The 13,177-nt window shown below is 66.8% G+C and carries 13 protein-coding genes; 7 read left to right on the top strand and 6 right to left on the bottom strand.

Annotation, left to right across the window (positions count from 1 at the left end):
* The 5 genes from ABB30_RS12300 to ABB30_RS12280 all read right to left on the bottom strand — a co-directional run bounded on the left by ABB30_RS12300 (nt 1) and on the right by ABB30_RS12280 (nt 5,369).
* Nucleotides 1–3,477 (bottom strand): AAA family ATPase, encoded by a 3,477-nt coding sequence (locus tag ABB30_RS12300; RefSeq protein WP_057638614.1) that lies wholly within the window; start codon nt 3,475–3,477, stop codon nt 1–3.
* 117 nt (nt 3,478–3,594) lie between these two features.
* On the bottom strand, nt 3,595–4,044 hold the full coding sequence (gene rplI / locus ABB30_RS12295; RefSeq protein WP_057638613.1) for a 50S ribosomal protein L9: 450 nt from the start codon (nt 4,042–4,044) through the stop codon (nt 3,595–3,597).
* 121 nt (nt 4,045–4,165) lie between these two features.
* The gene (gene rpsR, locus ABB30_RS12290) at nt 4,166–4,396 is read right to left on the bottom strand and encodes a 30S ribosomal protein S18 (protein WP_005926280.1); all 231 of its coding nucleotides are present in this window, start codon (nt 4,394–4,396) and stop codon (nt 4,166–4,168) included.
* 11 nt (nt 4,397–4,407) lie between these two features.
* Entirely contained in the window at nt 4,408–4,836 is a 429-nt protein-coding gene (gene rpsF, locus ABB30_RS12285; protein WP_057638612.1) for a 30S ribosomal protein S6, read from the bottom strand.
* A gap of 194 nt (nt 4,837–5,030) precedes the next feature.
* Entirely contained in the window at nt 5,031–5,369 is a 339-nt protein-coding gene (locus tag ABB30_RS12280) for a HesB/IscA family protein (protein ID WP_057638611.1), read from the bottom strand.
* A gap of 123 nt (nt 5,370–5,492) precedes the next feature.
* Between ABB30_RS12280 and asnS the strand changes: the two genes are divergently transcribed.
* From asnS to ABB30_RS12250, 6 genes are all read left to right on the top strand, one after another.
* Entirely contained in the window at nt 5,493–6,887 is a 1,395-nt protein-coding gene (gene asnS / locus ABB30_RS12275) for an asparagine--tRNA ligase (protein WP_057638610.1), read from the top strand.
* A 105-nt stretch (nt 6,888–6,992) separates the two neighbouring features.
* Complete coding sequence (locus ABB30_RS12270) at nt 6,993–7,298, top strand: hypothetical protein (protein WP_057638609.1); 306 nt, start codon at nt 6,993–6,995, stop codon at nt 7,296–7,298.
* Nucleotides 7,295–7,609 carry a hypothetical protein gene (locus ABB30_RS12265; RefSeq protein ID WP_057638608.1) on the top strand — a complete coding sequence of 105 codons (315 nt, stop codon included), beginning with the start codon at nt 7,295–7,297 and terminating at the stop codon, nt 7,607–7,609. The genes ABB30_RS12270 and ABB30_RS12265 overlap by 4 nt, the downstream gene beginning before the upstream one ends.
* A 70-nt stretch (nt 7,610–7,679) precedes the next feature.
* Nucleotides 7,680–8,342, top strand: a complete 663-nt coding sequence (can, locus tag ABB30_RS12260) for a carbonate dehydratase (RefSeq protein ID WP_057638607.1) — start codon at nt 7,680–7,682, stop codon at nt 8,340–8,342.
* Nucleotides 8,343–8,405: 63 nt separating this feature from the next.
* Complete coding sequence (gene sbcB / locus ABB30_RS12255) at nt 8,406–9,845, top strand: exodeoxyribonuclease I (protein ID WP_057638606.1); 1,440 nt, start codon at nt 8,406–8,408, stop codon at nt 9,843–9,845.
* Complete coding sequence (locus tag ABB30_RS12250) at nt 9,842–10,528, top strand: DUF2461 domain-containing protein (protein WP_057638605.1); 687 nt, start codon at nt 9,842–9,844, stop codon at nt 10,526–10,528. The genes sbcB and ABB30_RS12250 overlap by 4 nt, the downstream gene beginning before the upstream one ends.
* A gap of 60 nt (nt 10,529–10,588) precedes the next feature.
* Here ABB30_RS12250 and ABB30_RS12245 read toward each other — a convergent pair whose 3' ends face one another.
* Entirely contained in the window at nt 10,589–11,110 is a 522-nt protein-coding gene (locus ABB30_RS12245; RefSeq protein ID WP_057638604.1) for a DUF2059 domain-containing protein, read from the bottom strand.
* A gap of 120 nt (nt 11,111–11,230) precedes the next feature.
* On the opposite strand from ABB30_RS12245, the gene ABB30_RS12240 reads away from it, so the two are divergent.
* Nucleotides 11,231–13,150: a DEAD/DEAH box helicase gene (locus ABB30_RS12240; protein ID WP_057638603.1), complete on the top strand. Its 1,920-nt coding sequence runs from the start codon at nt 11,231–11,233 to the stop codon at nt 13,148–13,150.
* Nucleotides 13,151–13,177: the final 27 nt, after the last annotated feature.

Here is a 13,177-nt window from a genome sequence, read left to right as displayed (position 1 = left end):
TCAGGCCGCGCCAGCCAATTGGGTGGCCTGGCCGAGATCGACACTGACCAGCCGGCTCACCCCGGCCTCGCGCATGGTAACCCCGCACAGCTGGTCGGCGGCCTCCATCGTGGCCTTGTTGTGCGAAACACTCAAAAACTGCACATCGCCGCTCATCTGCTGCAGCATCTGCGCCAGGCGGCCGACATTGGCCTCGTCCAGTGGCGCGTCCACCTCGTCGAGCAGGCAGAACGGTGCCGGGTTGAGCTGGAAGATGGCAAACACCAGGGCCACCGCGGTCATCGCCTTTTCACCACCGGACAGCAGCGACAGGGTGCTGACCTTCTTGCCCGGCGGCCGCGCCATCAGGCTGACCCCGGCCTCGAGCAGGTCGTTGCTGGTCAATTCCAGCCAGGCCTGGCCACCACCGAACAGGCGCGGATACAGGTCCTGCAGGCCGGCGTTGACCTTGTCGAAGGTCTCCTTGAAACGGCCGCGGGTCTCGCGGTCGATGCGCGCCATCGCCGTTTCCAGCGTCTCCAGCGCGGCGGTCAGGTCATCGTGTTGGCCCTGCAGCCAGGCATGGCGCTGGCTGGCCTGCTCGAACTCCTCGATCGCGGCCAGGTTGACGGCCCCCAGGCCCTCCAGGCGCGCATCGAGCTGACGCAGCTGACGTGCCAGCGGCCCGGCCTGGGCGTCGGCCGGCAGCTGCGTCAGGGCGTCCTCCAGCACCAACTGGGCCTGCGCGGCCTGTTCGCGTGCGTGCTCCAGCGCCAGTTCGGCCGCCTGCAGCTGCAGGCGCAACTGCAGCAACTGCTCGCGCTGCTCATCCAGCCATTGCTGGCGCTGCTGGCGATGGGCCACGGCCTGTTCGGCGGCCTGCCGCGCCTGCTCATGCTGTGATTGCGCTTGCGCCAGCGTGGCTGCCGCCTGTGCTGCCGCGGCCTGCGCCTGACGCCCGGCCCGGGCCAGCTGGTCCAGCTGGCCGGCTTGATCGGCATGGGCCTGGCCCAACTGCTCAAGGCGCGTACGCAGGGCCTGCTGTTGCGCCCGGCCGCGTTGCAGGGCCTGGGCCAGCGCCGCACAGCGGGCCTGCCCGGTCTCGCGCTGCAGGACCAGGGCCTGTTGCCGGTCGCGGCTGTCGCCGAGCTGACGCTGGGCCAGTTCGGCAGCCGCATCGAGCTGCGGACGCTGCCCGGCCAATACATCCACCTGGGCCTGGGCCTGTTGCTGTGCCTGCCCGGCCGCGGCCAAGGCCTGGGCCAGCTCGGCCTGCTCGGATTCCAGCTGCTGCTGCTGCGTTTGCAGATCGGCATGACCTGCCTCGGCCCGGGCCAGGGCTCGCTGGGCATCGTCATGCTGGGCCTGGAGCACGGTCAGCGCCGCCTTGGCCGCCACATGCTGCTGCCGCGCCTGATCCAGACCGGCCAAAGCCTGCTGCTCCTCACCTCGTGCGCTGGAAACCTGTTGCCGGGCATCGTTGTCGGCCTGCTGGGCCAGTGCCAGCGCCTGCTGCGCCGCCTCCAGCTCATGCTGCAGATCGCGCAGCTGCTGCTCGCGGACCAAGCTTCCCTGGACGCCGCCGTGCAGGCCCACACAACTGCCATGCGGGGCCTGCAAGATGCCATCGGCATCCAGTTGCCAGTCCATTGCCTCACCGGCCGACCCCGGCAGGCCAACCCGGGCCAGCAGCCAGCGCGCCAGCGCCGGACCTGCGACCTTGCTGGCCAGGCTGCCGTCGGGCACCGCGATCTGGCCGGCGGCATCGGCATCGGCCAGATGCAGGCTGCCCGGGCCCGGCCACTGGGCCTGCAGGAGCCCGCGCTGTGCCGAGGGCACCACCACCGCCTGCAGCCACGGCCCCAGCACGGTTTCCACCGCCGACTCCCAGCCCGGCTGCACCTGCAGCAGGCTGCCCAGGCGTGGCGCCTGCTCCAGCCCCTGCCCTGCCAGCCAGTCCTGCCCGGCCGCATCATCACTGCCCAGCGCCGCCGCCTGCAGGGTCTGCAGGGCGGCCAGTTGCCCGGCCAGCACCTGCTGCCGGCCACGTTGCTGCTGCAACCCGGCATCGGCATCGTGCTGGGCCTTCTCGGCCAACTGGCGCGCGGCGGCGGCCGTATGCGTGCACTGCTCGGCCCGGGCCAGCAAGGCGGCCGCATCGGCCAGGGCCTGACCGGCCTGGCCGAGACGGCCGGCATCATGGCGCGCACGCAGTTGAGCCAGCTCCTGGGCCTGCGCCTGCTGCCGCTGGGCCAGCTGTTGCTGCTGCCGTCCGAGGAATTCATTGCGGGTGGTTTCGCGGGTCAGCGCGCTGCTGGCCTCGTGCAGACGCCGGCTGGCCTGGTCCCACTGCTGCTGCCACTGTTCGCGCTGGCTGCGCGCCAGGCCCAACGCCTGCTGGGCCTGCTCGCGCTGGCCGGCGGCCTCGGCCAGCAGCGGCGCCAATGCATCCAACGCCTGTTGCAGCCCACCGGCATCGTGCTGGTCACGCTGCAGTTGCTCCTCCAGCTGGAGCAGGCCGTCATCGGCCTGGGCCTGTTCGGCCTGCTGGCGCTGGGTCAGGGCCTGGGCATGGGCCAGCGCCTGCTCCAAGCGGGTCTGTTCGGCCTGGCAGGCATACAGACCGGCCTGGGCCTGTTCCAGTGCCTGCTGGGCGGCCTGCAACTGCTGCACCGGCGCCGACTGGGCCGCATCCAGTTGCTGGATCTGCGCCAGCGCAGCATCCACCGCGACCTGACGCTCGTTCAACGTACCCTGGAACTGACGCCGCTGCTGGTCGGCATCGCGGTATTGCAGGGCCAGGATCTGCCCCTGCACCTGCTGCCGCTGCTCCTGCCACTGGCGGTACTGGCTGGCCTGCTCGGCCTGCACGCGCAGGTGTTCGAGCTGGCGGGCAATTTCCCCGCGCAGGTCGGCCAGGCGCTCCAGGTTCTCGCGGGTCTGGCCGATCCGGCTCAGCGTCTCGCGCCGCCGCTCCTTGTACAGGGTGATGCCGGCGGCCTCTTCCAGGTGCGCACGCAGGGCCTCGGGCTTGGCATCAATGACCTGGCTGATCATGCCCTGCTCGATGATCGCGTAGCTGCGTGGGCCCAGCCCGGTGCCCAGGAACAGATCGGTGATGTCGCGCTTGCGGCAGCGGCTGCCGTTGAGGAAGTAATCACTGTTGCCGTCACGATCGACCCGGCGCTTGACCGAGATCTCGTCATAGGCGGCAAATTCACCGGTGATCTGCCGGTCGCTGTTGTCAAACACCAGCTCCACCGTAGCCTGGGACACCGGCTTGCGGCTGGTCGAACCGGAGAAGATCACATCGGTCAGGGCATCACCACGCAGGCGGCCGGCCGAGCTTTCGCCCATGACCCAGCGCACCGCATCGATGATGTTGCTCTTGCCACAGCCATTGGGCCCGACCACCACGGTGAAATTGGCCGGCAACGACAGCGTGGTCGGGTCGACAAAGGATTTGAAACCGGAAAGTTTGACGGCAGTCAGGCGCATGCAGGGCTCTGGCCCGGTTGGAGCGGGCACGTACGCGCCAGTATAGCCAGCTGACGCAGGCATAAAAAAAGACGGGCCCGAAGGCCCGCCTCTCGATCATGCCTGCACGGCGATGGATCAGGCGTCAGCCTGGACCACAACCTTGACGTTGGCAGCAACGTCGGCGTGCAGCTTGATGATGACGTCGTATTCGCCGATCAGGCGGAACGCGCCTTCACCCAGGATGACTTCGCTCTTCTCGACCGGCAGGCCGGCCTTGGTGAAGGCTTCAGCGATGTCACGCGGGCCAACCGAACCGTACAGCTTGCCTTCGGCAGAAGCGTGCGAACCGATGGTGACCGAAGCGCCTTCCAGCTTTTCGGCACGGGCGTTGGCTTCGGCGTGGATCGAGGCAGCCTTGGCTTCGTAGTCAGCGCGCTTGGCTTCAAAAGCAGCAACGTTGGCTTCGGTGGCCGGCACGGCCTTGCCCTGCGGGACCAGGAAGTTGCGGCCGTAGCCCGGCTTGACGTCGACCAGGTCGCCCAGACCACCCAGGTTGGTGACCTTCTGCAGCAGAATCAGCTTCATTGTGTAACTCCGTTATTCGTTAGCCCTGGCGACAGGCGCCGGGCAACGTGGATGCTGTCCGAATAAGACAGGAAACGTGCACCGCAACGGCAGGCCCAAGGCCTGCCGCCGCACCGCGACATCAGATGTCGTGGTTGTCGGTGTACGGGATCAGGGCCAGGAAGCGGGCGCGCTTGACAGCGGTCGCCAGCTGGCGCTGGTACTTGGACTTGGTGCCGGTGACGCGCGACGGCACGATCTTGCCGTTCTCGGTCAGGTACTGGCGCAGGGTGTTGAGATCCTTGTAATCGATCTCCTTCACACCTTCAGCAGTGAACTTGCAGAACTTGCGACGACGGAAGAACTTGGACATGAGAGGTCTCCTTACTCAGCAGCGGCGTTGTCGCCGGCTTCATCGTTGGTGGAATCGACAGCCTCTTCGTCGTCACGACGACGGCGCTCACCGCGCTCCGGCTTGTCACCCTTCTCGTCCTTGCTCTTCATGATCAGCGACTGCTCGGTATCGGCTTCGTCGCGCTTGATCACCAGGTTGCGCAGGATGGCGTCGTTGAAACGGAAGGTTTCAACCAGCTCGTTCATGACAGCCTGGTCGGCTTCGATGTTCATCAGAACATAGTGGGCCTTGACCAGGTTCTGGATCGGGTAAGCCAGCTGGCGGCGGCCCCAGTCTTCCAGACGGTGGATGGTGCCGTTGCCGCCTTCGATCAGCGCCTTGTAGCGCTCGACCATGGCCGGGACCTGTTCGCTCTGGTCCGGGTGGACCAGGAACACGACTTCGTAATGACGACTCATGTTTTTATTACCTTGTGGATGTGACCCTTGCGGGCCGGTCAGCCCCCCGCACGATCATGCCGACGGTGGAGCAAGGATCCCTGCACACCTACAGAAATGCCGGCGCAGGGAAGCCGCCGATTATGCGCCATTGCCCGGCGGCCGGCAAGTCATACTGACTGAACCGACAGCGGCGACGGCCGCACAAGGCGTATTCAGGCTTTTTCGGCGTCCGTGGTGAAGCTTTCACCGCAGCCACATTCGGCCTTGGCGTTGGGGTTGTCGAACACGAACACCTCGCCCAGGCCCTGCTTGGCGAAATCGATCGCGGTGCCGTCCACCAGCGGCAGGCTGGCCGCATCGACATACACGCGCACCCCGTCCTGCTCGAACACGGTGTCATCGTTGCCGGCCTGGGTCACCATCTCGGTGACATAGCCCCAACCGGAACAGCCGGTACGCTTGACCCCGAAGCGCAGGCCCAGGGCGCCGGGCTGGCGGCTGACGAACTGGGAAACCCGCGCATGTGCGGCGGGGGTAAGGGTGATGGACATTGCATTCTCCTGCTCAAAGCATCGCCCAGTATAGATCGCCTGCGCCAATGCCTCGCACCAATCGGCCGGCCGCCGTAAACTGTACGGTCACAGATCGAGTCGATCAGCCAAAGGATTCAAGACATGACGGTGGTCAGCGTTGCACAGGCCCTTGCCGGTAAATTCCCGGAAGGCGGAGAAGTCACGGTTCGCGGCTGGGTCCGCACCGTTCGCGGCTCGGCCGCCCTGGCCTTCGTCAATGTCAGTGATGGCTCCGGCTTCGCCCCGATCCAGGCCGTGGTGGCCGACGGCTTGTCCAACTTCGACGAGGTCAAGCGCCTGACCCCGGGCTGCTCGGTGATCGTCACCGGCACCCTGGTCAAGTCCCAGGGCAAGGGCCAGAGCTTTGAAATCCAGGCCTCGGCGGTGGAAGTGGTGGGCTGGGTCGAAGACCCGCTGACCTACCCGATCCAGCCCAAGCCGATGAGCCCGGAGTTCCTGCGCGAAGTGGCCCACCTGCGCCCGCGCACCAACCTGTTCGGCGCGGTCACCCGCATCCGCAACTGCCTGTCCCAGGCGGTGCACCGCTATTTCCACGAACGTGAGTTCTGCTGGATCTCGACCCCGATCATCACCACCTCCGACGCCGAAGGCGCCGGCCAGATGTTCCGCGTGTCCACCCTGGACATGGCCAACCTGCCGCGCGATGGCGCCGGCAACGTGGACTTCAGCCGCGACTTCTTCGGCAAGGAAACCTTCCTGACCGTGTCCGGCCAGCTCAACGTCGAGGCCTATGCCCTGGCCCTGAGCAAGGTGTACACCTTCGGCCCGACCTTCCGCGCCGAGAACAGCCACACCACCCGCCACCTGGCCGAGTTCTGGATGGTCGAGCCGGAAATGGCCTTCGCCGACCTGGCCGAAGACGCCCGCGTGGCCGAGGACTTCCTCAAGTACCTGTTCAAGGCCGTGCTCAACGAGCGCGCCGACGACATGGCCTTCATTGCCGAGCGCGTGCAGAAGGACGCCATCACCCGCCTGGAGAAGTTCATCGAGGCACCGTTCGAGCGCATCGAGTACACCGACGCGATCGCCCTGCTGCAGAAGTCGGGCAAGAAGTTCGACTACCCGGTCGAATGGGGCCTGGACCTGCAGACCGAACACGAGCGCTGGCTGACCGAGGAGCACGTTGGCCGCCCGGTGGTGGTGACCAACTACCCCGAGCACTTCAAGGCCTTCTACATGCGCCTGAACGATGACGGCAAGACCGTTGCCGCAATGGACGTGCTGGCCCCGGGCATCGGCGAGATCATCGGCGGTTCGCAGCGCGAAGAGCGCCTGGACATCCTGGATGCACGCATGGCGCAGTTCGGCCTGGATCCGGCCCACTACCAGTGGTACCGCGATTTCCGCCGTTACGGTTCGGTGCCGCACGCCGGTTTCGGCCTGGGCTTCGAGCGCCTGGTGGTCTACGTCTGCGGCCTGTCCAACATCCGCGACGCCATAGCCTACCCGCGCGCGCCGGGTTCGGCCGAGTTCTGAGAGTGAGGAACGAGTGATGAGCAACCAGCAACGAGTAAAAGCCAAACCAGCGCACCACAGCGCCTTTCTCTCGTTGCTCACTCCTGCTCCCTCGTTCCTCGCCCAATGATCCTGTTCCTGGCCCTGTGCTTTGTCGGGGTGGCCATTGCCGGCTTCTCGGCCTTTGTCATCTTCTGGCCGCTGACCCTGATCCACCTGCGCGACCGCCACCCCGGGCTGCATGCGCAGTTCGGGCCCGGCGCCTTCCTTGGCCGCCAGCCGCTGGGCTGGCTGTTGCGCCGCGATGACCGCGCACTGGCCGACCGCTCGCTGTCCGGGCTGGCCGCACCGGCCCGGCTGGCACTGCTTACCCTGCTGGGCGGGGCGGCACTGGCCGCCGCGTTCTGGCTGTTTTCACAGGTATCTGCATGACTGACATCCTTTCCACGCCCGACCAATGGTGGCTGGCCAGCCTCGGCCGCACCCTGATCTGGGCCCGCCTGCGCATACGCGAGGCCGGCACCGCCGAGGTGCTGGACAGCGACGGCAACACCCTGAATTACGACAGCGAGGACACCGCCCGGGCGATGTTGTTCGATGCCGAATTCGTCGCCTATGACGGGCTGGACGAGGAAGACGCGCTGGCGCGCGGCTTCTCGCTGGCTGAACTGCGCCCGCCGCAGGCCGACGACGAGGACACCCTGGTTGCCCTGATGATCCAGCAACTGGGCGCCCGCGCCTGATCCACCTTCCCGACGGAGCCACCGCGTCTGCGCGGCGACTGCGCCAGTGACCATCCCCAGGGAACCTTCGATGATCCAGATCCAGCAACTGCTCAAGAACAACGCCGAATGGGCCGACCGCATCGCCCAGGAGGACCCGACGTTCTTCGAACGCCTGTCCAAGCAACAGTCGCCCGAATACCTGTGGATCGGTTGCTCCGATTCACGCGTACCGGCCAACCAGATCACCGGCCTGGCCCCGGGCGAGGTGTTTGTCCACCGCAACGTCGCCAATGTGGTGGTGCAGACCGACCTGAACTGCCTGAGCGTGATCCAGTTCGCGGTGGACCTGCTCAAGGTCAAGCACATCCTGATCGTCGGCCATTACGGCTGCTCGGGCGTGCACACCGCCCTGCACGGCAACCGCGTCGGCCTGGCCGACCTGTGGCTGCAGCACGTGGCCGATGTGAAGCTCAAGCATGCCGACCTGCTCAATGCCATTGAAGACCCGGCCATGCGCCATGCGCGCCTGTGCGAACTCAATGTGATCGAACAGGTGGCCAATGTCTGCCGCACCACCATCGTCAATGACGCCTGGGACCGCGGCCAGAAGCTGATGGTGCACGGCTGGGTCTACAGCCTGAAGGATGGCCGCGTGCGCGCCATGGGCATCGACGTGGGTTCACGCGAGGAACTGGAGGCGGCCTACCAGAACGCACTTTCCTACGTGCCACGCCAGGGCCCGCGCGACTGAGCTGCTCCCGATACGCCGGCGCCCACGCCGGCGTTTTTACACATGACCCGCAGGGGATGATGCATGAACCAGGACAGTTTCCTGTTCTACGACCTGGAAACCTTCGGCCAGGACCCGCGCCGCACGCGTATTGCCCAGTTTGCCGCGGTGCGCACCGATGCCGACCTGAACGTATTGGAGGAGCACAGCTTCTACGTGCGCCCGGCCGATGACCTGCTGCCCTCGCCCATCGCCACCCTGATCACCGGCATCACCCCGCAGCATGCCCAGGCCCAGGGCGTGAGCGAGGCCGAGGCCTTTGCCCGCATCAGCGACCTGATGAGCGTGCCGCGCACCTGCTCGCTGGGCTACAACACCCTGCGCTTTGATGACGAGTTCATCCGCCACGGCCTGTTCCGCAATTTCTTTGACCCCTACGAGCGCGAATGGCGCGGCGGCAACAGCCGCTGGGACCTGCTGGACATGCTGCGCCTGATGCACGCCCTGCGTCCGGACGGCATCATCTGGCCGCAACGCGAAGATGGCGGCGGCACCTCCTTCAAGCTCGAACATCTGGCCGAGGCAAACGGCGTGCGCGTGGGCGATGCCCACGAGGCACTGAGCGATGTGCATGCCACCATTGCCCTGGCCCGCCTGTTCAAGACCCACCAGCCACGGTTGTGGGAGCACGCCCTGAAACTGCGTGACAAGCGCCATGTGGCCAGCCTGCTCAATGTCACCGCGGCCCAGCCGCTGCTGCACATCTCCATGCGCTACCCGGCCAGCCGCCTGTGCGCCGCGCCGGTACTGCCGATCACCCTGCACCCGCAGATCCAGACCCGGGTCATCGTACTGGACCTGGACGAAGACCCGCAGGCGCTGATCGACCTGGACCCCGAGACGATTGCCGCGCGGGTGTTCTGCCGCCGCGAGGACCTGCCCGAAGGCGTGTCGCGCATCGGTCTGAAGGAAGTGCACAGCAACAAGTGCCCGGCCCTGATCCAGTGGGCCCACCTGCGCGGCCCCGATTTTGCCCGCCTGCAGATCGACCCGGCCCAGGTACAGGCCCGTATCGACCAGCTGGCCCCGCACCTGCCGGCCATTGCCGAGAAGGTGCGCCGTGTGTATGCCGCCAAGCAGGCCCTGCCGCCCGGCGATGCCGATGGCGGCCTGTATGACGGCTTCCTGGCCGAAGGCGACCGCGCCCTGCTCAGCGCCGTGCGCAGCTGCCCGCCGCAGGCGCTGGGGGAGTTTTCCCTGCGCCTGCGCGATGCCCGGCTCAAGACCTTGGTCACGCGCTACCAGGCCCGCAACCATCCCGACAGCCTGGATGCGGCGCAGCGCGAGGCCTGGAATCACTGGCGCCGCCAGCGTCTGACCACCGGTGAGAACAGCGAGTACTCGCTGGACAGCTACCGCAGCGAAATTGCCCAGCTGCGCGAACAACATGCCGCCGATGCCGGCAAACAGGAGTTGCTTGATGCCCTGCACAACTGGGGCGAGCAGCTGGAGGCCAGCCTGTGAGCAGCTACTTCAGCCCGGCCAGCCTGGCCTTCCTGCAGCGCCTGGCGGCCAACAACAACAAGGCCTGGTTCAACGAGCACAAGCACGAGTACGAGAAGCATGTACGCCAGCCATTCCTGCAGCTGATCAGCGACATCGCCCCGGACATCGAGGCGATCAGCCCGCATTTTCGCGCCGACCCGCGCACCGTGGGCGGCTCGCTGTACCGGATCCAGCGCGATGCGCGCTTTTCCCACGACAAGTCGCCCTACAAGGGCTGGCAGGGCTGCCGCTTCTACCACGAGCGCCGGCGCATGCAGATCGTGCCGCTGTTCTACCTGCACATGCAGCCGGGCAACTGCTTCCTCGGCGGCGGCCTGTGGCATCCGGAGCCGGCCAATCTGCAGAAGGTGCGTCAGTTCATTTTCGACAACCCGGCCACCTGGCGCCGGGCCGCGCATGACCCAGCCATCACCTCGCGCTTTGTCATGGAAAGCGAGGAAAAGCTGCAGCGCCCGCCGCGCGGCTACCCGGCCGACCACGAGTTCATCGAGGACCTCAAACAACGCAACTGGGTCTATTCGCGCCCCTTGAGCGACGCCCAGATGTGCAGCGCTACCCTGCGCCAGACCCTGGTGGCCGACTACACCGCGCTGGCACCGTTTCTGGACTACCTGTGCGCGGCACTGGACCTGGAGTTCTGAGCCCGCATCGACGCCACGCAAACGCGCCCGGAGGCACCGTCTCAGGCTGCGCGTATGCACTCAGGGGACATCGACAACAGGAGCCTCAATCATAGGGGCTTGAACCGGCGCCGGGCCGCGCGGCGGCAGTGAATGCTGCTTGCGCATCATTTCACCAACCATCTCATAGACCATTTCCTGGCTCAGGGCCATCAGTTGCGGCATCTTGGCCATCGCACTGGCGCCCTCCGGCGAGAGGTAGAAACGGGTCATGGCCTCCACCTCGGTGGCGGTCATCACCTGCTGGTAAATGTGGATGTAGCGCGGCTCCAGCACCTGCCAGTCCAGATGTTTGCGCACCTGTTGTGCGGTCTCGTCCACCATCGCCTGCATCTGCTGGCGTGACTGCGCATCGACCATCAGCTCGGGCATCGAGCGCTGCAATGCGGCCAGGCTGTTTTGCTCGAATGCGGCCATGTAGCTGTCCAGCCCGGCCCGGACCTGGCTGGCCTGCAACAATTGCCGCACCTGCTGGTCACTGGGTGGGGCGGCGTGCGCCAGTGGAGCGAGCAGCAACAAACAGACCAGCGAGCACTTCAACATATCCAACTCCTTGGAATCCGGGAAAGCCCAAGCTACCCCCTGCCCACCTGTACGGCAGCAATGCATCATCCAAAACGTGCACTGCGTCCGGCTGCGTCCCGCGACGACTATCATGGGCCGATGCAAGACGGCCCGATTACCCCCTTCTACCTGCCGGTCAGTGCCGCCGAGGCCGCCGCGTTCTTTGATGATGCCCGCCTGCCGGCACTGCCGGTGGCGTGTGCCGCGCTGTACGCGGCGATCACCCAGCTGGGCAAGCCGATGCCAGCGGCCACCCTGCAGGCCCTGCTGATCCAGGCCGAAGCCCTGTTTGCCGGCAACCTGCAGCAGGGGCAGCAAGCACTGCTGCAGGCACGCACCGGCATGGGCGACCACAGCGCGGCCGCCATCCGCCGCGAGCTGGCCAGCCAGGCCATCACCTACGCACCGGATGAACTGATGTACCGCCAGGCCTGGCGCGGCGAGGACGGGCGTTACGACGTAGGCTTCCAACAGACCTGCCAGGGCCGCCTGCAGCCGTTTGCCATCCGCCTGGGCTCAGCCCCGGCAGATGCGCCCGAACACGATGATCCGTTGCTGGCCCAGCGCCTGCCGCGCCGGCGCATCGATACCCAGGGCACCCGCGAACAGCAGGTGGTGGCCTCGGTGATCGGTGCCATCGACGGCGAGCATGTCCAGGTGCACGCCTATGCCGGCACCGGCAAGACCCACCTGATCCACACCATGACCGCGGTGCTGAGCACCACCTTCACCTATATCGCCCCCAGCCAGGGCCACCTGTTCGGTTTCGAGCAGGCCGCACGTGCCAGTGGCAACCCGGTACGCGCCATGCACCTGTGGGCACTGGCCCATGAACTGGCCCGGCTCAATGCGCGGCGCCTGCAGCTGGGCCATGTGCCGCGCTGGGTGCAGTCCACCTATCCGGCCCACGAGCAGGCGCAGATCCTGGGCATTGCCGGCTGCGGCCCGTACAGCCCGGCCCAGGTGATGGGCCTGTGCCAGCGCATCATCAAACGCTGGTGCCACAGCCCTTCGCCACTGCTGGCCCTGCGTGATGTGCAGGCCCATGCCAATGGCTCCGGACCGCTGGCCGCCAGCCTGCTGGCCAGCTGCCAGCGCATCTGGGAGCAGATGTTCGTGCGCCATGCGCGCCAGGGCCACCTGCTCAGCGTGGACATCGTGCACCTGGCCAAGTGGCTGATGCTCACCGGTGCGCAGATTCCCGACAGCTACGGCACCTTGATCATCGACGAGGCGCACGACCTGCAGCCGGCCTGGCAGTACCTGTTCTCGCGTTATGCCGGTGGCTGCGTGCAGCTGGGCGACCCCAACCAGTGCCTGCGCGGCCGGCCACGGCCGATCAGCGGCACCCAGCAGCTGTGGATGGGCCAGTCGGTGCGCATCGGCAACGGCATCGAGCAGTTGGTCAACACCACCCTGACCCTGGCCGGCAACGACCCGCTGGCAGTGGAGTTTGCCGCCGCACGCGGCCACATCACCGCGCGCCGGCCGTATGCCCCCGGGACGGCCACCCCCGAGGCGGGCCTGCGTGTGTTCGGCGACCCTTCCGCCCTGCTCGACAGCCTGCTGCAGCTGGATACCGGCACGGCAACGCTGGCCCTGCTGCCAGCCACGGCCCGCCAGGTCCGCCAGCACGCCCTGGCCCTCATCGACCAGCAGCGCCAGCACCAGGCGCGGATCAGCCAGCACTGGCAAGCCACGGCCGAGCGTCTTGCACAGGCCGGCCAGCACGCCCTGCGCGAGCGGATCCAGCAGGGCTGGAGCGGCAGCGAGCTGGATGCCCTGCTTGCCCGCCATGCCGACACCGACCAGGCCGAGCTGTTGTTCGGCCTGGTCGAACACGCCAAGAACCTGGAAGCGGACGTGGTGACCCTGGCCCCGTGCTGTTTTGACAGCAGCGTGGCGCAGCGCCAGCTGCATCCGGCACGTGCGGTGTACCAGGCCATGAGCCGGGCCCGGCATGCCCTGTGGCTACCCGGCGACGGCATGGGCCAGCTGATGGACCAACTGGCCCGCTGAGGCCCGCGGCCACGCCATGCAGCGGCA

The sequence above is a fragment of the Stenotrophomonas ginsengisoli genome (assembly GCF_001431485.1).
In the GTDB taxonomy this organism is placed as follows: domain Bacteria; phylum Pseudomonadota; class Gammaproteobacteria; order Xanthomonadales; family Xanthomonadaceae; genus Stenotrophomonas; species Stenotrophomonas ginsengisoli.
This window is presented reverse-complemented; position numbering and strand designations above follow the sequence as displayed.